This is a genomic window from Micrococcus porci (assembly GCF_020097155.1).
GTDB classification, from domain to species: Bacteria; Actinomycetota; Actinomycetes; order Actinomycetales; family Micrococcaceae; genus Micrococcus; species Micrococcus porci.
Map to the genome: position 1 here is coordinate 968,791 of NZ_CP083691.1, position 21,234 is coordinate 990,024.

21 protein-coding genes are annotated in these 21,234 nt (G+C 74.4%); 8 read left to right on the top strand and 13 right to left on the bottom strand.

The annotated features are described in order from the left end of the window. Positions 1 to 43: 43 nt before the first annotated feature. The 3 genes from KW076_RS04650 to KW076_RS04660 all read left to right on the top strand — a co-directional run bounded on the left by KW076_RS04650 (position 44) and on the right by KW076_RS04660 (position 2,609). A complete protein-coding gene (locus KW076_RS04650) occupies positions 44 to 1,066 on the top strand; it encodes a DnaJ C-terminal domain-containing protein (protein WP_224356435.1) in 1,023 nt (340 codons plus the stop codon). 104 nt (positions 1,067 to 1,170) lie between these two features. Continuing rightward, positions 1,171 to 1,644, top strand: coding sequence for a heat shock protein transcriptional repressor HspR (locus KW076_RS04655; RefSeq protein WP_239241354.1), 474 nt, complete (start codon positions 1,171 to 1,173; stop codon positions 1,642 to 1,644). Between the two features lie 2 nt (positions 1,645 to 1,646). Continuing rightward, positions 1,647 to 2,609 (top strand): alpha/beta hydrolase, encoded by a 963-nt coding sequence (locus KW076_RS04660; RefSeq protein WP_224356436.1) that lies wholly within the window; start codon positions 1,647 to 1,649, stop codon positions 2,607 to 2,609. Here the strand turns inward: KW076_RS04660 and trmB are convergent. The 4 genes from trmB to KW076_RS04680 form a co-directional block, all read right to left on the bottom strand. Further along, positions 2,594 to 3,541 (bottom strand): tRNA (guanosine(46)-N7)-methyltransferase TrmB, encoded by a 948-nt coding sequence (trmB, locus tag KW076_RS04665; protein WP_224356437.1) that lies wholly within the window; start codon positions 3,539 to 3,541, stop codon positions 2,594 to 2,596. The two genes, KW076_RS04660 and trmB, sit on opposite strands and share 16 nt — an antisense overlap. After that, the gene (locus KW076_RS04670; RefSeq protein ID WP_224356438.1) at positions 3,538 to 4,860 is read right to left on the bottom strand and encodes a polysaccharide deacetylase family protein; all 1,323 of its coding nucleotides are present in this window, start codon (positions 4,858 to 4,860) and stop codon (positions 3,538 to 3,540) included. Before KW076_RS04670 ends, trmB begins: the two co-directional genes overlap by 4 nt. 173 nt (positions 4,861 to 5,033) lie before the next feature. After that, the gene (locus tag KW076_RS04675) at positions 5,034 to 6,557 is read right to left on the bottom strand and encodes a hypothetical protein (RefSeq protein WP_224356439.1); all 1,524 of its coding nucleotides are present in this window, start codon (positions 6,555 to 6,557) and stop codon (positions 5,034 to 5,036) included. Between the two features lie 5 nt (positions 6,558 to 6,562). After that, positions 6,563 to 7,309, bottom strand: coding sequence for a DedA family protein (locus KW076_RS04680; protein ID WP_224356440.1), 747 nt, complete (start codon positions 7,307 to 7,309; stop codon positions 6,563 to 6,565). 186 nt (positions 7,310 to 7,495) lie between these two features. On the opposite strand from KW076_RS04680, the gene KW076_RS04685 reads away from it, so the two are divergent. After that, the gene (locus KW076_RS04685) at positions 7,496 to 8,089 is read left to right on the top strand and encodes a hypothetical protein (RefSeq protein WP_224356441.1); all 594 of its coding nucleotides are present in this window, start codon (positions 7,496 to 7,498) and stop codon (positions 8,087 to 8,089) included. 104 nt (positions 8,090 to 8,193) lie between these two features. Here KW076_RS04685 and KW076_RS04690 read toward each other — a convergent pair whose 3' ends face one another. From KW076_RS04690 to KW076_RS04705, 4 genes are all read right to left on the bottom strand, one after another. Beyond that, positions 8,194 to 8,988, bottom strand: coding sequence for an amino acid ABC transporter ATP-binding protein (locus tag KW076_RS04690; RefSeq protein ID WP_224356442.1), 795 nt, complete (start codon positions 8,986 to 8,988; stop codon positions 8,194 to 8,196). Position 8,989: 1 nt separating this feature from the next. Continuing rightward, a complete protein-coding gene (locus tag KW076_RS04695) occupies positions 8,990 to 9,751 on the bottom strand; it encodes an amino acid ABC transporter permease (RefSeq protein ID WP_255718884.1) in 762 nt (253 codons plus the stop codon). A 65-nt stretch (positions 9,752 to 9,816) separates the two neighbouring features. Further along, positions 9,817 to 10,638 carry an ABC transporter substrate-binding protein gene (locus tag KW076_RS04700; RefSeq protein ID WP_224356444.1) on the bottom strand — a complete coding sequence of 274 codons (822 nt, stop codon included), beginning with the start codon at positions 10,636 to 10,638 and terminating at the stop codon, positions 9,817 to 9,819. A 150-nt stretch (positions 10,639 to 10,788) separates the two neighbouring features. Next, positions 10,789 to 11,955, bottom strand: a complete 1,167-nt coding sequence (locus KW076_RS04705) for a Clp protease N-terminal domain-containing protein (protein ID WP_224356445.1) — start codon at positions 11,953 to 11,955, stop codon at positions 10,789 to 10,791. A 228-nt stretch (positions 11,956 to 12,183) separates the two neighbouring features. Between KW076_RS04705 and KW076_RS04710 the strand changes: the two genes are divergently transcribed. Further along, on the top strand, positions 12,184 to 13,056 hold the full coding sequence (locus tag KW076_RS04710) for a hypothetical protein (protein WP_224356446.1): 873 nt from the start codon (positions 12,184 to 12,186) through the stop codon (positions 13,054 to 13,056). A 78-nt stretch (positions 13,057 to 13,134) separates the two neighbouring features. Here the strand turns inward: KW076_RS04710 and KW076_RS04715 are convergent, their stop codons facing one another. The 5 genes from KW076_RS04715 to KW076_RS04735 all read right to left on the bottom strand — a co-directional run bounded on the left by KW076_RS04715 (position 13,135) and on the right by KW076_RS04735 (position 18,066). Continuing rightward, positions 13,135 to 14,304 carry a YihY/virulence factor BrkB family protein gene (locus KW076_RS04715; RefSeq protein ID WP_224356447.1) on the bottom strand — a complete coding sequence of 390 codons (1,170 nt, stop codon included), beginning with the start codon at positions 14,302 to 14,304 and terminating at the stop codon, positions 13,135 to 13,137. A gap of 330 nt (positions 14,305 to 14,634) precedes the next feature. Continuing rightward, a complete protein-coding gene (locus tag KW076_RS04720) occupies positions 14,635 to 15,357 on the bottom strand; it encodes a class I SAM-dependent methyltransferase (protein WP_224356448.1) in 723 nt (240 codons plus the stop codon). Positions 15,358 to 15,447: 90 nt separating this feature from the next. Then, positions 15,448 to 15,972, bottom strand: a complete 525-nt coding sequence (locus tag KW076_RS04725) for a class I SAM-dependent methyltransferase (RefSeq protein WP_224356777.1) — start codon at positions 15,970 to 15,972, stop codon at positions 15,448 to 15,450. 190 nt (positions 15,973 to 16,162) lie between these two features. After that, entirely contained in the window at positions 16,163 to 16,648 is a 486-nt protein-coding gene (locus tag KW076_RS04730) for a GNAT family N-acetyltransferase (protein WP_224356449.1), read from the bottom strand. A gap of 923 nt (positions 16,649 to 17,571) precedes the next feature. After that, the gene (locus KW076_RS04735) at positions 17,572 to 18,066 is read right to left on the bottom strand and encodes an SRPBCC family protein (RefSeq protein ID WP_224356450.1); all 495 of its coding nucleotides are present in this window, start codon (positions 18,064 to 18,066) and stop codon (positions 17,572 to 17,574) included. Positions 18,067 to 18,109: 43 nt separating this feature from the next. On the opposite strand from KW076_RS04735, the gene KW076_RS04740 reads away from it, so the two are divergent. The 3 genes from KW076_RS04740 to KW076_RS04750 all read left to right on the top strand — a co-directional run bounded on the left by KW076_RS04740 (position 18,110) and on the right by KW076_RS04750 (position 20,969). Further along, entirely contained in the window at positions 18,110 to 18,700 is a 591-nt protein-coding gene (locus KW076_RS04740; RefSeq protein WP_224356451.1) for a TetR/AcrR family transcriptional regulator, read from the top strand. A gap of 206 nt (positions 18,701 to 18,906) precedes the next feature. After that, entirely contained in the window at positions 18,907 to 19,647 is a 741-nt protein-coding gene (locus KW076_RS04745; RefSeq protein WP_224356452.1) for an ABC transporter ATP-binding protein, read from the top strand. Further along, positions 19,647 to 20,969 carry a permease gene (locus tag KW076_RS04750; RefSeq protein WP_224356453.1) on the top strand — a complete coding sequence of 441 codons (1,323 nt, stop codon included), beginning with the start codon at positions 19,647 to 19,649 and terminating at the stop codon, positions 20,967 to 20,969. Before KW076_RS04745 ends, KW076_RS04750 begins: the two co-directional genes overlap by 1 nt. Positions 20,970 to 21,234: the final 265 nt, after the last annotated feature.

The following is a 21,234-nucleotide window of genomic DNA, read 5'->3' on the forward strand; positions in this document are numbered from 1 at the left end:
CGCCACGCACGACGACAGCAGACACGAACGGAGAGGAGGCACCATGGCCTCGCAGGATTGGCTCGAGAAGGACTTCTATCAGGTCCTGGGGGTGTCGAAGGACGCCTCCGAGTCCGACATCAAGAAGGCGTACCGCACGCTCGCGCGCAAGCACCACCCGGACCAGAACCCCGGGGATGCGGCGGCGGAGCAGAGGTTCAAGGAGATCTCGGAGGCGTACGACGTCCTGAGCGACCCGAAGGACCGCCAGGAGTACGACGCGATCCGCTCCATGGGCGGCGGGGCCCGGTTCGGGGCCCCGGGCGGCTTCGGCGGGGCGGGAGGCGGTGCGGGGGCCGGCGGCTTCGAGGACGTCTTCGGCGGCATGTTCGGCGGGGGCGGCGGTTCGCGCACCTTCCGCACCGGGGGCGCCCAGGGCGGCCCCGACCTGTCCGACCTCCTCGGCGCCTTCACCGGCGGCGGCGCGGGCGGCTTCGGCGGGGGCCAGGGCTTCGGCGGGGGCGGCTTCGGCCAGCCCGCGCCCACGAAGGGCGCCGACCGCACCGCCACCACCACGATCTCCTTCCGCGGTGCGGTGGAGGGCACCACGGTGTCCCTGCGCGCGGCGGACGGGGAGACCGTGGACGTGCGCATCCCCAAGGGCGTCAAGGACGGGCAGAAGGTGCGCGCCCGCGGCAAGGGCTCTCCGGGCACGGCCGGGCGCGGCGACCTGATCGTCACCGTCCAGGTCCGAGAGCACCCGTTCTTCCAGCGCGACGGCGACGACCTGCGCATCACCGTGCCCGTGACCTTCGCGGAGGCGGCCCTGGGCGCCACCGTCGAGGTGCCCACGCTGGACCGGCCCGTCAAGGTCAAGGTCCCGGCCGGATCCCAGTCCGGCCGGGTGCTGCGCCTCAAGGGGCGCGGCGTGGCCGGCGCCAAGCACACCGGCGACCTGCTGGTGGAGCTGCAGGTGGCCGTGCCCGCCGAACTCTCCGCCGAGGCGCGCGGCGCCGTGGAGGCCTACGCGGCGGCCACCGCGGGCGACGACGTCCGGGAGGGCCTGGCCGGGAAGGCGCAGTGGTGAGCGGCGTCGCCGGCGAGCATCCGACCGGAGCCGGGCGCCTGCGCGGGACCGCCGGCCGCCCGGGGCGCCACGACCCGGTGTTCGTGATCTCCGTCGCGGCCGAGATGGCGGGGATGCACCCGCAGACCCTGCGCCAGTACGACCGGCTGGGCCTGGTGGTGCCCCAGCGCCAGGGCGGGCGTCATCGCCGCTACTCCGCGGCCGACGTCGAGCACCTGCGCGCCGTCCAGCGGCTCTCCCGCGAAGGCGTGTCCCTCGAGGGGATCCGCAGGATCCTCGACCTGCAGCGCGAGGTGGAGCGGCTGCAGGACACCGTGGTGGAGCTGGCGTCCCAGGTCGACCGCCTGCACAGCGCCTCCGCGCTCGCCCGCGTGTTCTCCGTGGGCCTGGCCGGGGACGTCTCCGCCCGGTACGCCGCCCCCGCCGCCCACCGTGCGGCGGAGGCCGTGCAGGGGCAGCGCCGACCCGGCGAGGGCGCGACCCGATCCGCGGCACGCGGCGGCCTCCTGCGCGCGCTGCCCGCCGGCCGGGCCGCCGCCCCCCGCGGCCTCACCCGCCTGCCCGCGCCGCGGGACTGAGCGTGGACCTGCCGGAGCAGGCGCGCGCGGCGGCCGCCCGGCTCGACGCCGACCGCGCGCGCGCCCGGGACGGGCGGCTCTCCGCCCGACAGCTCGCCGCCCTCGACGGGGCTGAGCACGCCCTGCGGCGGGACTCGATGGACGCTGCGATCCCGGAGCGGGTCCTCGTCGACTGGGACCTCGACGCCCCCGACGGCCCGGTCGCGGCCGTCGCCGTGGGCGAGCTCGAGCGGCCGACCCACCTGACCTGGCAGGTCTCCGGCATGGGGATCGCCGCCTCCACAGCCGCGTGGGGCAGCGCCCGCGAGGCCGGGCAGCTGCTCCTGGCCCAGCGCGCGGCCGGCGCCCCGCGCCCGTGCGTGGTCGCCTGGCTCGGCTACCCGGCCCCGCCGTGGTGGCGCACCCTCGACGACGGCCTGGCCCGCCGCGGCGGAGCCCGCCTGGCCGAGGCCGTGCGCGAGACGCGCCCCGGGCCGTCGCACGGGGCCGGGACGGCCGTGCACACGGCGATCGAGGCGCACTCCTACGGCACGCTCGTCGCGACCCACGCCCTCGAGGGACTCGCCGCGGGGGACCCCCCGCTGACCGTCGACGCCCTCGCACTCAGCGGGGCGCTGGGCCTGCCCCGCCGCCTGGCCGGTCGGCTCGAGGCCCTCGGCCTCGCCGCGGGGCGCGTGTTCGAGGCCCGGGCGCCCGGGGACCGGCTCGCGTGGCTCGGGCGGACCCTGGCGGGCCGTGCGCCCTGGCCGGAGGCGGTGGCGCTGCCGGTGGCCGCGGACCCCGCCGCCGGACTGGCCGGGGTGCGCGGGCACAACACGGCCCGCTGGCGTCCGGAGGACGGCGACGACGGCGCCCCCCGCGGCTACCGAGACCCCGGCTCCGTGACGCTCGCGGCCCTGGCCCGGGTCACGGCAGGCCTGCCGGTCGCCGGCGGCGGGCCGCGATCGGGTCAGCGTCGGGCGTAGGCCAGGTCGAAGACCAGGCGGCCGGCGCGCAGGGCCTTGCCCTCGAACTGCGTGAGGGGACGGCCCTCGAATCGGGGTGCCCAGCCGCCGTCGTGGTCGACGGGGTCCTCCGCCAGGGACGCCTCCACGGCCTCGCCGAGGCCGGCGCGCTCGGGCAGCTCCGACGCGGGACGGGCCGGGTCGAACCCGGCGGGGAGGGGCTGCGCGCCGACCTCCAGCTCGCGGCCCTCCCGGCGCACGCGCGTCAGCGGGGACTCCTCGCCCGCCGCGCGGCCCGGGTGCAGGTTGACGAAGTCGGGGTGGGACTCCATGACCTCGCGCATCTGCACGGCATACCCGGACCAGTCCGTGGCCAGGCGGAGGACGCCGCCCGGGGCCAGCACGCGGGCCACCCGGTCCGCGAAGGCCGCGTTCACGAGGCGCCGCTTGTGGTGGCGCTTCTTGTGCCAGGGGTCGGGGAAGAACACCCAGACCTCCTGGGCGGACCCGGCCGGCAGCAGGTGGTCCAGCAGTTCGGGGGCGTTGGCCTCCACGGCCCGCACGTTCTCCAGCCCGCGGGACTCGACCTGGGCCATGAGCGCGGCCAGCCCGGGCAGGTAGACCTCCACGGACAGCACGTTCCAGTCGGGGTGGTCCGCGGCGCCCTGCGCGGTGGACTCGCCCAGCCCCGAGCCGATGTCCACCAGCAGCGGGGCGTGCCGGCCGAAGGCGGCGTCCCAGTCCAGGTGCGCGTCGGGGGCCACGGACGTGGCCGCCCGGTGGCGCGGCACGTCCACCAGCACCGTCTCCGCCATGCGGTCCCACACGGCCTGGCGGCCCGTGGTCATGCGGGCCCCGCGGCGGACGAAGGACACCGGCTCCCGGCGGATCAGCTCCGGGTCCTTCTCCCGGTCGTGGTCGCGCTCGTGGGCGTTCTCCGGGCCGCCGGTCACGGGTGCATGCCGCGGCGGACGGTGGTGCCGGGGGTGACGCCGCCGGTGATGGTGTCCACGGTGACGAACGTGTAGCCCTGGGAGCGGAGGTACGCGATCACGGCGGGGACGGCGTCGACGGAGGTGGCGTGGATGTCGTGCATGAGCACGATCCCGCCCGGGGTCGCCCCCTGCTGCACGGCGGCCAGGGTCTTGGCCGGGTTCCTGTGCTCCCAGTCCCGGGTGTCCACCGTCCAGGTCACGTTGCCCGCGGCGGGCAGGCCGCCGAAGGTGGAGAGCACGGACTCGTTCAGTGCGCCGTAGGGGGCGCGGACCGTGCTCGGTCGCCCGCCGGCCGCCCGGATCGCGGCGTCGGAGCGGGTGATCTGGGAGGCGATCTGGGCGGGGGAGAGCGTGGTCAGGTTCGGGTGGTCGTAGGAGTGGTTGCCCACCTGGTGGCCCTCGGCGGTCATCCGCTTCACGAGGGACGGGTTGATCTCCGCGCTGTGGCCGACCAGGTAGAAGGTCGCCGGCACGCGCTCGGCGGAGAGGATGTCCAGCAGGCGGGCCGTCGAGCGGCCGGGGCCGTCGTCGAAGGTCAGGGCGATGCACTTGACGGCGCGGCAGTCCACGCCGGCGTGGGGCACGGGGGCGGTGTGGGCCGGGGCCGTGGCGGCCGGGGCGGAGGAGGCCGATGCGGAGGCGGACGCGGAGGGCGTGCGGGTGGCGGCCGACGACGACGCGGACGGGGCCTGCGTCGTAGACGGGGCCTGCGAGGCGGAGGGGGCCGCGGGGTGGGCGGGGGCGACGTGGACGGGGTCCGCCTTCTCCACCACGGGGGCCGTGGAGGAGACGGCCACCGGGGTGTCCGCCGGGGCGACACCCGTCGTCGGCCCGCCGAGGTCGGCCTCGACCGGCGCCGCGGCGTGAACCGGCGCGGCGCTGGGCTTGGCGGTGGGGGCGGCCGGGGACCACGTCGAGCGGGGCGCGCTCGCTGAGCTCGAGCCGGCGGCGGACGGCGTGCCCGCTGCGGACGGGGACCAGGATCCGGACCCGTCGGTCGGCGACGGGGCACCTGCGGACGTCGACGCGCCGAGGGAGGACGACGCGGCGGCCGAGGACTCGGAGGCCGAGGCGGCGGAGGACGACGCCTCGTCCGCCTCGTCGGAGGACGCGGACGCCGTCGAGGACGGGCTCGTCGAGGCGGCGGCGGAGGAGGACGAGGAGGCGGGCGCGGGGCTCCCGGCTGCGGGCTGCTGCTCCGCGCCTCCGCACGCCGTGAGGGCGAGGGCGAGGGCGGCCAGGCCGGCGGTGAGACGGAGGCGGGGGTGGGAAGGCATGACGGGACGCTCCTGGGTGCTCTGGGGTGCCCGTCCTGGACCGCGCGCCGCGCAGGAGGGCCTCGTCCATCCTGCCAGGTCCCTCCGCCCCGACCGGTCACCGGAGGGTCACGATGCGGCCACGATGCGGACACGGCCGCGGCGCAGCCCGGGGGAGGGCGGCGCCGCGCGCCTCAGGCGGCCGGGGTGGGGGTGACCGGGTCCGTCGAGCCGCCCGTCGCCGGCAGCGGCCCGGAGGCCGTGGCGGTGCCGGTCACGTCGGCAGGCGTGGAGGGCGACGACGCCGTCGGGGCCGGGGAGGCCGTGTCCGTGGGCGCTGGGGCCGGGTCGGAGGACGGAGCGGGCTCCGACGTCGTCGGATCGGCCGACGGGGAGGGCTCTGTGGGCGCGACGGTGGTCGGCGAGGGGGCGGGGGTGCCGCCGGTGGGAGCGGGTGCCGGCCCTGAGGGCGTCGCGGAGGACGTCGTCGGGGCGGGCATCGGAAGCGGGGCGGGGGCGGGGGCGCCGGTGCCCGTCGGCGCGGGCGCCGCGGAGGAGGAGGTCGGCGCCGGCCCGGCGTCGCCGCGGGTCGCGGACGGGGACGCACCGGGGGCGGACGCGCCGGTCCCCTGTGATCCGGTGCCCTGTGACCCGGTGTGCTGTGACCCGGTGTCCTGTGGGGCCGTGCCCGGGGACCCGCCGCCCTGGGACGCCGTGCCCGGCGTGCCGGGGGCCGGGGCACCGGGCAGCCCGGGCGCCGGCGGGACGGAGCCCTGACCGGGGGCGGACGTCGTCGCGCCGTCGGAGGAGGGCTGCCCCGGCGCAGGCACGGCGGCGTCGCCGCCCTCGGAGGCGGGCGCCGCGGAGGGGCGCTCCGGGAGCACGAGGGCCTCCGGGCTGCGGGCCGCGTCCTGGGCGGAGACGCCCAGGGCGGAGAGCCAGGGGCGCACGGTGTCCGCCGGGATGCGGGCGGTGAGCACGCCAGCGTCGGCCGGGGACATGGCGGCCTGGTCCACCTCGAGCAGGGCGGAGCCGTCCGGCAGGAACGTCAGCGCGTCCCACACGCGGACGTTCTCCACCTGGGCGGGGGCGTCCACGGCGGAGCGCAGGCGGTCCTGCACCACGGCCGGGTCCCCGGCCATGCGGGCGCCGACCTCGCGGCGGAACGCGGCCCAGCCGTCGGCCGTGAAGAGGTCCTCCGTGGACAGCACGCGGTCCTCGCGCGCCGCGTACCAGACCACGTGGACCGCGGAGACGGAGCGGTCCCCGCGGCGCTCCGTGGAGAGCAGCCGGGCCGCGGCCACGTCCCGGCCGGCGACGGCCAGGCGCGGCTGCACGTCCAGCACCGGGCTCGCCGTGCGGTCGGTGTCCCGCTGGTACTGCGCCACCAGCCCGCGCACCGACTCGTCCATGGCCTGGGTCCAGGCCGGGGCGCCGGGCACCTGCAGCCAGGCCGCGTGGTACTCCGGGTCCTGACCCTGGATCACCGCGAGGGAGGCGCCGGGGACCTTGTCCAGGTCGAGGGACGGAACGTCCAGCGTGAACGGGGCCATGTCCATCGACGGCAGCTCCTGCGTCGCGGCGGCGGAGGACGGCGCGGGGGAGGAGGACGCGGCGTCGTCGCCGGAGCCGCACGCGGTGAGGCCGAGCATGCCGAGCGCGAGCAGGCCCGCGCCGGCGCGCAGGCGGACGGTCGAGGCGGGGGACAGGCGGTGCATGGGGATCACTTCCGGTGCTGGAGGGCCTTGATCTCGGCCTCCACGCGGGCGGCGGCGGCCTCGGGATCCTCGTGGTCCACCGCCGGATCGGCGGCCCGGCCGCGGTTCCGGCGCAGGCGGAGGACCACCCACACCGCGAGGAACACGAGGATCAGGACCATCACGATATTCGAGAACATGTCCGCATAGTCCGAGATCACGTGGAAGTTCTCCCCCAGTGCGTACCCGCCGTACACGAAGATCGCGTTCCACAGCAGGGAGCCCAGGGCGGTGAACAGGGTGAACTTCGCCACGTTCATCCGCTCGATGCCGGCGGGGATGGAGATGAGCGAGCGGAAGACGGGGACCATGCGGCCCACGAAGACGGTCCAGTACCCGTAGCGGGCGAACCACTTCTCCGTCCTCTCGACGTCGGACACGTCCACCAGCGGCATCCACGCGGCGATCCGGTACAGGCGGCGTCGGCCGAGCCACGCGCCCAGGCCGTAGAGCGCCAGCGCGCCGACCACGGAGCCGACGGTCGCCCAGATCAGGGCGGCGTGGGGGCTGAACGCGCCGCCGGCCGCGGTGAACCCGGCCAGGGGCAGGATCACCTCGGAGGGGATCGGCGGGAAGATGTTCTCCGCGAACACCGCCAGGCCCACGCCCACCGGTCCGATCGCCTCCATGATCGCGACGATCGTGTTGCCGAGCCACCCGTAGTCGGGGGTGCCGGCGGCGGCGAGCAGGGGGAGGGTGCTGAGGGCTGACATGCCCCCATTCTCCACGACGACGACGGCCGCCGCGTCGGACGTCGTTCGCCCCCGGCGGATCACGGGCGGCGGGTCCGGGGACGCGGCGGCGCCGATTGGTACTGTGGGCGTGCTGACCGCTCACCCGATCGTTCGCGCCACACACACGCCGTGACGTGCCGCGGGCTCCACTGGAAGGAAGACTCCATGAGCATCATCCAGATTCCGCTGCGCCTGACCTCCGGCGCGTTCATCCTCAACTCCGGCCTCGGCAAGCGCAAGCTGGGCGAGGAGCAGGCCGCGTACCTGCAGAACATGGCCGCCAAGGGCGTCCCCTCCCTGGCCAAGCTCTCCCCGTCGCAGTTCAAGAACTTCATCACGGCCACCGAGATCGGCACCGGCGCGGCCCTGCTGGCCCCGTTCGTCCCGGGCTGGCTCGCCGGCTCGGCGCTGACCGCCTTCTCCGGCGGCCTGATGTCCATGTACCTGAACACCCCGGAGATGACCGAGGCCGACGGCGTGCGTCCGTCCCAGGACGGCACCGCCGTCGCCAAGGACGTCTTCCTGCTGGGCGCCGGCCTGGCCGTCACCGCGGACTCCGTGGTGAACCGCCCGGGCAAGCGCAAGAAGGCCGCCAAGAAGCGCGCCGCCCGCATCTCCGACGCCCGCGACGCCAAGGTGGACGCCATCCGCGCCGCCCAGGACGAGAAGGTCGCCGCGATCCACGAGGCCCGCGAGCAGCAGGTCGCCGCGCTGCGCGAGGCCCGCCAGGAGCTGGCCAAGCTGCGCAAGAAGGCCTGAGCCCTCTCCGCACACGAAGGAGCCCCGCACCGGTCGCAGGTGCGGGGCTCCGCTGCGTCCAGGGGGCGGGGGCGCCGCCCCCTCTGCTCAGCGGTCCGCGCCGCTCAGATGTCCACGCCGGCGGGGTTCAGGACGCGGCGCAGGAAGTCCTGGGTGCGCGGCTCCTGCGGGTCGGTGATGACGGCGGAGGCCGGGCCCTGCTCGACGACGACGCCGCCGTCCATGAACACGACGCGGTCGGCGACCTCGCGGGCGAAGCCCATCTCGTGCGTCACGACGAGCATGGTCATGCCCTCGCGGGCCAGCTTGCGCATGATCGCCAGGACGTCGCCCACGGTCTCCGGGTCCAGGGCGGAGGTGGGCTCGTCGAAGAGCATCAGCCGCGGGTCCATGGAGAGGGCGCGGGCGATCGCGACGCGCTGCTGCTGGCCGCCGGAGAGCTGGTCCGGGTAGCGGCCCTCGAGCTCGCCGAGGCCCACGCGGGCCAGCTGGCGGCGGGCGGTGTCCGCGGCCTCGGCGGCGGAGCGCTTGAGCACCTTCACCTGGGCCACGGTGCAGTTCTCCAGCACCGTCAGGTGCGGGAACAGGTTGAACTGCTGGAACACCATGCCCACGTGCTGGCGCAGCCGGTCCAGGTCCACGTCCGGGTCGGTGACGGTGAACTCGCCCACCTGCACGCCGCCGGAGTCGGGGACCTCGAGCAGGTTCACGCAGCGCAGCAGCGTGGACTTGCCGGAGCCGGAGGGCCCGATCAGGCACACGACCTCGCCGGGGGCCACGTCCAGGTCGATGCCGCGCAGCACGTGGTTGGAGCCGTAGGACTTGTGCAGCCCGGCGATGTGCACGCCGGCGGCGGTCCCGGCGTCGGAGGGGCGGGGGGAGGCGGTCTGCTCGGTCATCTCAGTGGGCCTTCCGGGACGAGCGGGCCTCGAAGCGGCGCGCCAGCAGGGACAGCGGGATGGTGATCACCAGGTAGCACAGGCCGGCCACGAGGATCGGGGTCATGCCGGCGTCCAGGGCGGCGATGCCGTCGCGGCCGAACTTCGTGAGCTCGTACTCGTGTGCGGCCAGGCCCAGCACGTAGACCAGGGAGGAGTCCTTGGTCAGGAGGATGACCTCGTTGGTCAGCGGCGGCAGCACCACGCGGAACGCCTGGGGGATCACGATGGTGAGCATGGCGCGCCAGTGCGGCATGCCCAGTGAGCGGGCGGCCTCCATCTGGCCCTTCGGGACGGCCTGCAGGCCGGCGCGCAGGGTCTCGGCGATGTACGCCGCGGACACCATGCCCAGGGCGATCATCACGACGACCGGGATGGGCCAGGAGACCCCGAACGCGAAGGGCACGCCGTAGCCGAAGGCCAGGAACACCAGCAGTGCGGGGATGCCGCGGAAGAACTCCACGTAGGCCGTGGCCAGCCACCGGTACGGGGCGAAGGAGCTCATGCGCATGAGCGCCAGGAGCATGCCGCCGAGCAGGCCGACGACGAACGCGGTGACCGTGTAGAAGATCGTGTTGCCCAGCCCGACGAGGATCACGTTCGGGAACATCGGGCCCGCGGCGCTGAAGTTCAGGACGTTCTCCGCGATCGCCTGCCAGTCCGCCAGCAGGGCGACGACGACGATCGCCAGGACGAACACGGCGGCCTGGACGGCGACGGACAGGGTGCGGCGCCGGCCGGCGCGGGAGGGGGCGGCCGCGGTGCGGGGCGCGGGGGAGGCCTGGGTGCTCACTGGTAGTCCTTCTGGGCGGTGCCGAACCACTTCTGCTGCAGCTCGGCCACGGTGCCGTCGTTGCGCAGCGTCTGGAGGGCACGGTTGACGGCGGAGCCGAGCAGCGCGTTGTCCGGGGCCACGCCCATGCCGAGCTGCTCGCCGGTGGGCAGGGACTCGACGACGCCGAAGCGGGGGTCGTCCTTGAGGGAGTACAGCAGCACGGACTGGTTGCCCAGCAGGGCGTCCACGGTGCCGGCCTGGAGGGCCTGGACCTGCATGCCGCCGTCCTCGAACTGGACGGTGTCCAGCCCCTGGGACTGGGCGTACTCCTCGCCGGTGGTGGCGGTCTGCACGCCCACACGCTTGCCCTGGGCCGAGGCGACGTCCGTGATCCCGGAGTCCTTGCGGGCCACGAGGACGAGGTCGTCGTCGAGGTAGGGGAGGGTGAACGCCATGACGTGCTGGCGCGGCTCGGTGATGGAGATGGCGGAGGCGTTGAGGTCGCAGCCGGTCAGGGACGCCCCGGACTCGATGGCCTCGAAGGAGGTGTCCACCACCTTCAGCTGCAGGTCCATGGTCTCGGCGAGCTTGCGGGTGAGGTCGATGTCGTAGCCCGTCAGCTGGCCGTCCTGCTCGAACTCGAACGGCGGGTAGGGCACGTCGGCGCAGACCGTGAGCACGCCGGGCTCGTGCAGCCGGTAGGTCGCGCGCAGGTCGTCCTCGGCCAGGGGGCCGGTCGTTCCGGCGTCGCCGCCGATCACGGCGCAGCCGCTCAGGAGCGCGGCGCTCAGGCCGGCGCCCACGGCGCCGAGGGCGCGGGAGGGGGTGCGGGGCATGGTGTGCCTTCCAGGACGGTCGGGCCGTCCGGGTCGGGCCGCGGGGGCGGTACGGGCGGGTGATCGGCTCATCCTAGGTCTCCGCCGCGCCGTGGTCCCGAGGTGGTGCGGAATGTGACCGGGCGCCGCGGACGGCGTCGGGCGGGGCCGTCAGGCCCGGTCCGCGGCCAGGGAGGCGAGCGACTGCAGGTGCTGGGCCACGGCCCAGGCCTGGGGCCAGCGGGTGGCCCGGGAGGCCAGGGCGTCCCGACGGCGGACGGTGCGGCGCGTCCGTTCCAGTCGCACCCGGGTGCCGGCCCCGGAGAGAGGCTGGTGGCCGGGGTAGTCCACGGGCTGGTCCGGGTCCGGGCCGGAGTCGTCCACGAGTGTGAACACGTACGCGCCGGCGAGGTCCCCGGAGTAGTCGCGCCCGTCGGGCACCAGGGTGCCGTCCGAGTCCTGGTGCGGAGGCCGGTGCTCGTCGAGGACCTCGGCCCAGCGGATGCGGGCCGCGCCGTCCGGGGTGGAGGTCTCGGAGGGGAACAGCTGGCTGGTGGAACGGTGCTCGCCGCCGCGCGCGCCGCGTGAGCGCACGGTGGTGACCACACCGAACGCGTCGTCGACCTCCGCGTCCGCGGGCTGCGCCGTGATGGCGCGGATCGGCTCAGGGTCCCGCAGCAGTCGCATCACGTGCTCGCGCGGCGCCGCCACGAACCACTCGGCGCCGATTGCGGACAGCCGGCCGGCCCGGCTCGCACGGGAGCCTGAGGGACGGATCCCGTCCGGCGGGGTGAGGGCGTCGGGGGGCACGGGGCACGGGGCGGGCATGACGTCGAGCGCCGCACCGGGCAGCCGGGGCTCGTCCCTGTCCGCCGCGCGCAGGGCGTGGCGCAGGGCGTCGACGTCCACCCCCGCCGCGGCGACGAGCGCGGAGACGGCGCCCGCCGGCTCCTGGAGCAGGTCCAGAGCCCACGCGGCCTCGGTCATGGCGAGGCGGCGGGCCGGGAGCATGCCCTCAGAGGCAGCGGACAGCGGCAGGGTGGCGGCGCCGCCGCGATCCACGGCGGCCAGGGGGGTGCGGGGGATCCGGCCCGCGCGGGCCACGTCCTCGCCCACGGCGCGGAGCTGGCGGTTGGCGCGGACGGCCGCGCCGCGGCGTGCCGCGGTCAGGGAGAGGCCCTGGCGGGCGGAGACCCGGGCGGCGGGGCCGCCGGAGGCCAGCACCCCGAGGAACAGGTGCTCCGGCTCGACCCGGGGGGCGGAGACGCGCAGCGCCTCCCGCCACGCCCCGGAGAGCAGCACGGCGGTGCGGCGCCAGCCGGCGGGGTCCTGGGCCATGGCGCACTCCTTTCGGGGCGGGCGTCGGGTGCTCGGGGGACGTCCCGTCCGCGGTGGTGTCGGGGAGAGCGGGCGCCTCTGCGCAAGGCTAGCCGACGCGGGCCCACGCGACGGCGCTCCGCCGCCCCGTCCGAGCGGCCCCCAGACCTGCCCTCCCGGCGTGTGCACGGTCACAATGCGAGTGCACCGTCTCCATCCCGTCCTCCGCACCAGACCGAGGAGATCCCCATGTCCCGCACCGCCACCTCCCGCCCGCGCCTGCGCGCGCTGCTGCCGCTGACCGCCACCGCGGCGCTGCTGGCCTCCGGCTGCGCCGCCCCCGGCCCCGCCGCGTCCTCCTCCGCGACGCCGTCGTCGTCCGCCTCCTCGGCGGCCGCGGAGTCCTCCTCCTCGCCGACGGTGTCCACGGGGCCGGCGTCGTCCTCCGACGCCTCGTCGTCCGCGGCGGCCGCGTCGTCGTCGGCCGACGCCTCCGCGACCACGTCGTCCTCCTCCGCCGCGGACCTCGCCGCCTCCTCGCCCGCCGCGGGCGGCGCGTCGGTCGAGAACCCGCTGGAGCCGCTGCTGCTCCTGGCCACGGCCGCGCCCCAGGAGGTGTTCTCCTCCCGCACCGTGCAGAGCGGGGCGGACCAGCCGCTGACCATGTCCCTCACCCTCACCGGCGTGACCCCGACCGGCCGCTGCCAGGAGCTGGTGGACGAGATCAACGCCACCCACGAGCCCATGGACGTCGCCTCGCTGGCCACCTACCAGGTCAACCCCGCCTCCCCGGCGGTGGTGGACCAGGAGACCGGCGCGTTCACGATGATCGGCACCTCGACGGCCCCGGCCGACCTCATGGCGCCGTACGGCGAGCTCGTCTCCGCCTGCGGCACCCTCGAGGGGGAGCAGGGCCAGAAGGCCGAGTTCACCGCGGTCCCCGGCGTGCCCGACGCCGCGACGGTCACCATGACCACGCCCGGTCAGTCCCGGAAGCTCGTGATGACGGTCGGCGGCGCCTCCGAGGGCCGTGACCACGTCTACATGCTCATGCTCGGCCTCGACGCGGACGTCTCCCAGCAGGTGCTCGCGGACCAGGTCGCGGCCTTCCAGGAGCGCTGACCCAGGACCGCCGAGCCGGGGCCGCAGGGCCCGGGCGGCACGGGGCCCGAGCCGAGCACGGTCCGGGCCCCCGCCCGCTCAGACCCCCGCGCGGTCCGCGGGCGGCACGGCGTGGAACGGGCGTCCCGAGGTGAGGTCCGACGCCGACCGGCCCGCAGCGTCGACGGCGAACAGCGAGCCGGCCTCCGCGAGGAGGCGGGTGGCGGGAGTCGTGACGGGCTCCTCGGTGCGCACCGCCTCCGCCACCAGCCGCCCGACCCGCAGGTGACGGGCCTCCTGCCGCTCCACCTGGCGCAGCACCCAGGTGTCCCGGGTGGCGAGCTGCAGCTCGTCGGCGGACTCCACCCCCACGGCGAGCTGGCGGGCGCGGAGCATCTCCGCGTCGAAGGCGGCGCCGGCCACCAGCACGATGCACGCCGCCCACGCCAGGCCGAGGACGCCCAGGGCGGAGTTCAGCCGGCCGACGAGCGCCAACCCGCCGAACCGCGCCACGATCCACCCCAGGGCGAGCGCGGCGGCGAAGAGCAGCGCCACCGCCCCGACAGCCCCCAGGGAGAAGGGGCGGTGGCAGGGCGGGCGCACGTTCGGTCCCCGCCGGTAGGCGACGGAGACGATCAGCGCGAGCAGCACCAGGATCATCGGCCAGGTGCTCGCGTTCCACACCGCCACGGCCCCGCGCCCCACCCCCAGCAGGCGCCCGAGGCGCTCCGAGAGGTCGCCGCCGAGCACCATGAGGGACATGACCAGGGCGGCGCCCACGATCAGCGCCAGCGTCTCCAGGAGCACGACGAGGCGGTAGACGAGGAACGGGCGCCCCTCACGCGTGTCGTAGATGCGGTGCATGGCGCGGTGGAACGCGCCCACCGCGCCCGAGGCGGAGACGACGGCGCCCGCCGCGCCGAGGACGAGGCCCGGGGTGCCGGTGGCCGTCCGCCCCGCGTTCAGGATCCAGGCGGAGACCTCCGCGGCGTCGAGGCTCGGCCAGACCTCGGTGGCCAGGCGCGCGGCGGTCTCCACGGTGCGGGCCTCCACCCCCAGCAGGGACACGAGGGAGACGAGCGCGACGAGGGTGGGCAGCAGGGAGAGGACGGCGAAGAACGTCATGGCGGCGGCGACGTCCCAGACCTGCATCCCCACCAGTCGGGTCCAGGTGCGCTCCAGCACGTAGAGCAGGCTCGCACGGGGCCGGGCGTAGGTCCGGGGCGCACGGCCGCCGGTGGACGCGTCGGGCACGGGGGAGGAGGGCATGCGGCCACGGTAGCGGCGTGCGGCCAGGGGTGGGGGTCGCACGGTTCCCCGGCGTGGGTTCTCGCTGAGCTTGTCCTCAGTTGGAGCGTCCGACCAGGCATGGGACGGCTTCGTGGGAGTCGTCGAATCTCACGTCCGTGTCCGAAGCCTCGGGATGGTCGTCCCCGGACGACTGGTCGACTGCCCTGGCCCCCGACGTCGCAGGGGGAGCCGGACGCGGCGCCTGGCGGTGACGTGGGGTGAGGGTGGTGTCGGCGTGTGACGTGGAACCCCTCGGGGAGGGGACCGGCGCCGCGGCAGGGCCACGATGCCATTCGACAGGGGGGTTGGTCAGTGGGGGGAGGGAACGGCGATGATCTCGCCGTGCGGCAGGAAGAACCAGGCATCCGGGTGCTGGCCCCACGTGCGCCAGTCATCGGCCATGGCAGTGAGCTGCTCGGGGGTGACCCCCTGGTCCGCGGCACGCTGCGCGAACGAGGACGACGTCACCCGCTCGGCCTGGGAGTTGCCCCACCACGCTGCGGACTCCGTCGTCGCGTAGGACCATGCACTGGATCGTGCGAGGACGACATGAAGGTCGGCCTGGTGGGCCCAGGCTCGTAGGCGTCGACCGGCGGCGAGGATGCCGCCTGGCTTCACGAAGCGGGCCATCGCTTCCAGGGCGGCGACCGGATCCGTCAGGTGCTGCATCACTTGATGGGCATGCACCACGTCGAAGGACGCGGGCTCCAGGTCGAGCTCGAACACGTCACCCACGAGGAACTCCGTGACGACGTCGCCCCGATCCGCGGCGGCCAGCCGCGCTGCCGCAATCGCCTCTGCGGAGAAGTCCACTCCGGTGACGCGGCCCTCGTCGCCGACCAGGGCGGCAAGGTCCAACGTGATGGAGCCCGGCCCGCATCCGATGTCCAGGATCCGTTGACCGGGGCGCACCCGATCGAGGAAGTAGCCGCAGCTGTTGTCCGCGGTGCGGGTGGCGTGCGAGGCCAGGACGCTCGGCTGATGGCCGTGGGCATAGGTGTCCGTGCCGCGGGAGGGGTTCGTGTCCGTCATGACGTCACCGTAAGGACACTGTCTCTTCCTGTGAAACAGGCGTCTCCTTATATGAGACAGGTTGCCTGCTTCGGGACGGGGCCAGAGGACTCAGTTCCGGTGCGCTCTCATCCAGCCGTGCCGGCGCGTGCCCGGGTCCAGCCGGGTGCCGCGGTCGGTGACGGTGAATCCCGCTGCGGTCAGCACGCTGGTGAGGTCATCGAGCGGCCAGTACCAGGCTGTGGTGACAGCGTGGTCGAAGGGCTCCACCCGGTCCCCGGCGAAGAAGCCGAGCAGCAGCGACCCGCCCGGGCGCAGGGCTTCATGGGCGTGTTCGAGCAGGAGCGTGGCCTCCGGCGGGGGTGTGTGGATCATCGAGTACCACGCGAGGATCCCGTCGAACGTGGACGCAGGCAGGGTCCGGAACGAGCCCGTCTCCACGCGCACACCCGGGTGGACGCGCCGCGCGTGGGCCACGAACTCGTCCACCGGTTCGACTCCCACGATGTCGTGCCCCAGCGCGGCCAGGTGGGCGGTCCAGTGGGCAGGGCCGCACCCCACGTCGGCGAGGCTTCCGCCTGTCTCGTGGGCCCATGCCTCGACCAGCAGCCTGTCGTCGTCGGCCACCGCCGCCATGGTCCCGAGCAACTCGGCATACTCGGCCGCCCGAGCGCCGTAGGCCGCGCAGCTGGAAATGTTCTCTCCGTGAACGTCATCCGCGGTGATGGTGGTGCCTCCTTCGGCGTCAAGGGTCCCGGCCTCCATCGTCGAGATGCAGCGACGACCGTGCACGATGCGGGGGCATGCTCACGTCGACGCTGGCGGCTCAGTGCTCCAGTTCGCAGCCGTTCGCCTGGAACACGGCCACCATGGGCGCGTTGTCCACGCTGGTCGATCCGACGTACTCAGTGCAGCCACGGCGAGCCAGTTCAGACAACCCGAACTGATGGAGTTGGCGCCCCTTGCCCCGTCCTCGACGCGAAGGCAGGACGGCGACGTAGAACACGGTTCCGGTGCCGGGCTTGTCAGGCAAGGGCTGCGGGAGCACGACTCCGATCTCACCCTCCCCGTCGCCGACGACATACCACGCGTGAGGATCGAAGTGGTCGCCGGCGCCCTCGATGATCTCGAGCAGGTCCTCGAGTGCTGACTCCTCCGTGCTGGTGTCGAAGGGATCCCCCCCGCTGGCAGCGAGCATGTGCGTGCTGAACTGCTCCTCGCCGAGGGCTGCGAGGGAAGCCAGTCTCAGGCCATCGGGGCGGGTGGGGGCGTTGCCCAGCGAACGGCGGGCAATGATCCTCTGCTCAGGCACCCTTGATGCATACCCCACTCCTGCCGCGTCTGGCGCGCCCGGCCCCGCTCGCCCGTCAGGCGGCACCAGGGTGCCGTCGAGCCCGATCCGGGAGGCGAGGCCGACGTGCCCGGCCCGCTCGAGCGCCGCCCGGGTGGATCGCTCCTCCCCGTGCACGAGCGCCGGGCATCGGGGTCAGCGCGGCGGACGCCGTCGACGAGGGCGATCGCTCCGGCGTCCCGGAACCCGAGGTGCCCCCCGAACGGCTGGGCGTCGGCCCGCAGCCGGACCCGCCCCAGGATGTCCACACCCGGCTCCGGCCAGTCAGTGGCCAGACCAGCGACTCCTGCCACGTCATGGTCGAGGAAGAGCCCCGGCAGATGGTTCTGATCCGGCCGCGTGGCCGGCGGGCGTGCCGTGAGCAGGCCGGTCACGTCGTCGGGCTCCGGCGGCAGCCCGGGCACCCGCTGTGCGTCACCGCCTCGACCGCCGTCCCCGATCCGCACATCGAAAAGGACTGGATGATGCGGTCACTGACGAACAGGACGGGCTCACCCCGGCGTGATCGGCGGCTCGCCCGCTTGGCTGCACTCCACGTCGAGTCGGCCCGGAGTTCACCCCAGCACCGCTCCATGGTGTCCAGGTCGGGCCACTCCAGTTCGTAGCCGAACTCGAACAGCGGGACGCGCGTCAACCGCATCCGTTTCAGCCCGACCGCGGCGCCCAGCAGCCACGGCAATGCGGCCGGTGAACCGGGTCCGGGGTGCCCTCCCAGGTGCGGACGAAACGGAACCCCAGCGTCTCCATCAGGGGCTGAGCAGTGCTCTGCCAACGGTCCAGGAAGTCACCCCGCCGATCACACGGAATCGTGTAGATGCGCGGCTGGCGCACGCTCATGGTCGGCTCACTGGCCTGTCCGCGGCGTCGCGGCGTGGGTGACGAGCTCATCGGGATCGCCGTTCTGCCTCTGCGGCGATGGCCTCGACGAAGGCCTGAAGCTGCTGTTGCAGCTTCTCCTCGGGCATGAGCAGTGCTGCAGCGACCCCGGCCATGCTCTCGGTGCTGGTCAGCCGCGCCTGCCCGTCGGGAAGTGTCTCGATGACGTTGCGGTGCACCGCGACGAGCCACAGGGCGATGCCGGTCCAGGTCAGGTCGTGGCCTGGTCGCACGACCTCCACCCTGGACCGGATCGTCGTGCCGCCGTTGGCCCACGTGAATCGATGGCCCGGCGACAGGGGGGTCGGGCTGGCGACCTGGGCCGACGTCACGCCAGGGACGACTCCGGGCCAGGAGTCGACGTCAGCCAGGACCCCCCACAGGGCCGAGGCCGACGCGGCAGTGTCGATCTGCGCCGTGGCGGAGACCGGCGCCGCCGCATCAACGTCGCCCTGCCGGGCTGCGGCAGCCCCGCGGGCTTGGAGCTTTCGTGGTGTCCACATGCCTCCATGCTAAAGAAACAGATTGTCGCATTAGGATGAATCCATGACGAGCCTGACACCACCACGCGCCGGAACGATCCGCCCTGGAGGCCGGACCGCGCGGGTGCGGGCGGAGGTGCTCCGGGCAACCCGTGAGCTCCTGACCCAGCAGGGCGCCTCAGCCATGCGGATGGAGCTCATCGCGGAACGATCCGGAGTCCATCGCTCCACCCTGTACCGGCGCTGGAAGCGGCCTGCCGGCATCATCGCCGACCTTGCCGACGACATCGCCGGCACCATCGCCGTCCCCGACACGGGCGACCTCGGACAGGACCTCCGCCAGCTGGCTGGCCGACTCGCCCATCAGCTCGATGGCGACGGAGGCGCACTGGTCCGCGCACTGTTGGGCTGGCCCGACCAGGAGGTGCAACAGCACCTCGAAGACTTCTGGCGCGACCGCCGAGCCGACGTGGGGCTCGTGCTGCAGCACCACGGCATCGATGCTGACCCGGCACTGGTCACCCGACTCTTGGCCAGCCCCCTGCACTACCGAAGCCTGATCGAACGGCATCCCGTCGACGACGAAACGATCACGGCCGCGGTCGAGAGCACCATCCTGGCGGTACTCCGCACCCCCCGCACCTCGCACAGGTGAGAGAGGACGGCGTGCGCCGTGGCACGTCCGGCGCGGAATCCCGCGACGAAGAGTGCTTCCTTGACGTCCCCCGATCGGTACACCTGGGCCGTCCAGACAGCCGATGGCACGACAGGCTGGGTCCTACGGCGGTCGTACCCGGGCAGGGGCGGGTCCATCCTGTGGTCCGACGCGTGGTCAGCCCCGCCCAGCGGAGGGTGAAGACCATGAACACCGCGCCACTCACCCCTCCCGTCCTCGCCGCTCGTGGCCTGACCAAGGCCTACGGCTCCACCCACGCTCTGACCGGCGTCGACCTGGAGATCCGTCCCGGCGAGTCGGTCGCGGTCATGGGTCCCTCGGGTTCCGGCAAGACGACGCTGCTGCACGTCCTCTCCGGGATCATCGCTCCCGACGGCGGACGGGTCACCCTCGCCGGCGCCGACGGCACCGTCCACGAGGTCACCGCCCTCACCGAGGAGCAGCGGGCCCGGCTGCGGCGCGAGCGCCTGGGCTTCGTCTTCCAGGAGGGACTGCTGCTGCCCGAGCTCACCGCGGTCGAGAACGTCGCGATGCCCCTGATGCTCAACGGCGTCGACCGGCGCGCGGCAGAGCAGACGGCCGCGCGATGGCTCGGCTCCCTGGGCCTGGCCGGGATGGAGGACCGCCGCCCGGGCGAGCTCTCGGGCGGCCAGCGCCAGCGCGTGGCCATCGCCCGTGCCCAGGCCGTCGAGCCCGACGTCGTGTTCGCGGACGAGCCCACCGGCGCCCTCGACTCCGACACCTCGGAGGCCGTGCTGGACAGCCTCATCGCGTCGACCGTCGCCCGCGGCCGCACCCTCGTCGTCGTCACCCACGACCCGTCCGTGGCGGCGGCGTGCTCCCGGCTCATCCGGGTGCGCGACGGGCGCATCGAGTCCGATCAGGCCCAGGCGGCCGCCGGGACGACCCGGGAGCAGGTGCGCTGATGGAGACCCGCGTGATCAGCCTCTTCGCCCGCCGGGTCTTCCGTGACCGGACCGTGTGGGTGCTCCCGGTCACCGCGTTCGCCGCCGCGTCCGCGTTGACGCTGGCCGTGGCCGGAGGCGTCCACTTCTTCTGGACTCTGCCCGGTGAGATCGGGGGGTTCTACAAGGTCCTCTCCGGCATCGCCCTGGCCCTGCTCGTCCTTCCCCTGGCCGCGCTGGCCGGGGCAGCCGCCCGGCTGTTGGCCCGGCGCCGCGACGACCGTCTGTCCTCGCTGCGCCTGCTCGGTGCGTCGACGGCGACCCTGACCGGGCTGGCGGTCGCGGAGGCGACGATCCTCGCCGCCGCCGGGGCGGTGCTCGGCGTCGTCGGGTGGGCGGCGCTCATCCCCGTGATCGGCCTCCTCCCGTTCGCCGGTGGGACCATCGGCGTGGGGGCGCAGTGGATCGGCGTGCCCGGCGTGCTGGCCGTGCTCGCCGGCCTGACCCTGATCGCGGGGCTCTCCGCGTTGACCGGGCTGCGCCGGATCGCGATCACCCCGCTGGGGGTGCGCACCCGGCAGAACGCTCAGTCGGTCCACTGGGTGCGGCTCCTCGTGTTCGGGGCCCTGGTGGTCGTCGGGCAGCTGCTCATCGCGGTCTCCAAGGGTGCGGCCGACGTGGGCCTGGCCATCTCGGCCGTCTTGGTCGCCCTGGCCGTGCCCCTGCTCGCGCTGCACCTGCTCGGTCCGTGGGTCCTGTCCCTGGGTGCGAAGTGGCGTCTGCGTCGGGCTCGGACCCCGGAATCGCTCGTGGCCGCCCGCACCGTCCTGGACGCCCCGCGCCTGGCCTGGCAGCAGGTCGGCTCGCTCGCGGTGACCACCTACGTCGGCGTCATGGCCGGCGCCGGCCTCGGCCTGGCCTCGGAAGGGGAGGCCACACTGACCCATCCGGAGGACCTGATGGTCATGCAGGACCTGCGCACCGGTGTGCTGCTCACCCTGCTGATCTCGTTCCTCCTCGCGGCCTGCTCGGTGGCGCTGAACCAGTCGGCCCAGGTCGTGGACCGGGCCGACCTGCACCGCGGCCTCGCCTATGGCGGCATGCCCGTGCGCCGCATCCACGCGATGCGTCGAGCGAGCGTGATGCTCGCCCTGGGCACCGTCATGACCGTCAGCATCGGTGCCGCCGTCATCACCGGTGGACCGCTGATCGGGGCCAGCGCGCTGTACGCCCCGCTGAGCCTGCTGGTCATCGTCGCATCCCTGGTGGGCGGTGTGCTGCTGGTCCGTGGCGGTGTGGACGTCACCGCCCCCGCGCTGCGCCGGTCGGTGGCCCTCGCGTGAAGGAGGACACCATGTCCCTGCCTGCCACTGCGATCAAGGAGCTGAACCTCTCGTGATCAGCGCTCTGCTCGCCTATGTCTGCGCGCGGGTCGCGCAGCGGATGTGGAATACGGAGCCGCGTCGTCTGCGGATCGCCGCCCTCGCCCTGCTGGCCTGCTGGTGCGGCAGTCCCCCCGGGGTGAGGCGCGGCACGACTGGAACGCGCTGATCGAGACGGCGGCATCGCTGATGAGAACCGACGCCTAGGATCGGCACTGGACGCGAG

Excerpts from the sequence above, each read along its gene's own strand:
- KW076_RS04650 (WP_224356435.1), top strand. The coding sequence starts at position 44 with ATGGCCTCGCAGGATTGGCTCGAGAAGGACTTCTATCAGGTCCTGGGG.
- KW076_RS04655 (WP_239241354.1), top strand. The coding sequence starts at position 1,171 with ATGGCGGGGATGCACCCGCAGACCCTGCGCCAGTACGACCGGCTGGGC.
- KW076_RS04670 (WP_224356438.1), bottom strand. The coding sequence starts at position 4,860 with ATGCCTTCCCACCCCCGCCTCCGTCTCACCGCCGGCCTGGCCGCCCTC.
- KW076_RS04675 (WP_224356439.1), bottom strand. The coding sequence starts at position 6,557 with ATGCACCGCCTGTCCCCCGCCTCGACCGTCCGCCTGCGCGCCGGCGCG.
- KW076_RS04680 (WP_224356440.1), bottom strand. The coding sequence starts at position 7,309 with ATGTCAGCCCTCAGCACCCTCCCCCTGCTCGCCGCCGCCGGCACCCCC.
- KW076_RS04685 (WP_224356441.1), top strand. The coding sequence starts at position 7,496 with ATGAGCATCATCCAGATTCCGCTGCGCCTGACCTCCGGCGCGTTCATC.
- KW076_RS04690 (WP_224356442.1), bottom strand. The coding sequence starts at position 8,988 with ATGACCGAGCAGACCGCCTCCCCCCGCCCCTCCGACGCCGGGACCGCC.
- KW076_RS04700 (WP_224356444.1), bottom strand. The coding sequence starts at position 10,638 with ATGCCCCGCACCCCCTCCCGCGCCCTCGGCGCCGTGGGCGCCGGCCTG.
- KW076_RS04705 (WP_224356445.1), bottom strand. The coding sequence starts at position 11,955 with ATGGCCCAGGACCCCGCCGGCTGGCGCCGCACCGCCGTGCTGCTCTCC.
- KW076_RS04710 (WP_224356446.1), top strand. The coding sequence starts at position 12,184 with ATGTCCCGCACCGCCACCTCCCGCCCGCGCCTGCGCGCGCTGCTGCCG.
- KW076_RS04715 (WP_224356447.1), bottom strand. The coding sequence starts at position 14,304 with ATGCCCTCCTCCCCCGTGCCCGACGCGTCCACCGGCGGCCGTGCGCCC.
- KW076_RS04720 (WP_224356448.1), bottom strand. The coding sequence starts at position 15,357 with ATGACGGACACGAACCCCTCCCGCGGCACGGACACCTATGCCCACGGC.
- KW076_RS04725 (WP_224356777.1), bottom strand. The coding sequence starts at position 15,972 with ATGGCGGCGGTGGCCGACGACGACAGGCTGCTGGTCGAGGCATGGGCC.
- KW076_RS04735 (WP_224356450.1), bottom strand. The coding sequence starts at position 18,066 with ATGTGGACACCACGAAAGCTCCAAGCCCGCGGGGCTGCCGCAGCCCGG.
- KW076_RS04740 (WP_224356451.1), top strand. The coding sequence starts at position 18,110 with ATGACGAGCCTGACACCACCACGCGCCGGAACGATCCGCCCTGGAGGC.
- KW076_RS04745 (WP_224356452.1), top strand. The coding sequence starts at position 18,907 with ATGAACACCGCGCCACTCACCCCTCCCGTCCTCGCCGCTCGTGGCCTG.
- KW076_RS04750 (WP_224356453.1), top strand. The coding sequence starts at position 19,647 with ATGGAGACCCGCGTGATCAGCCTCTTCGCCCGCCGGGTCTTCCGTGAC.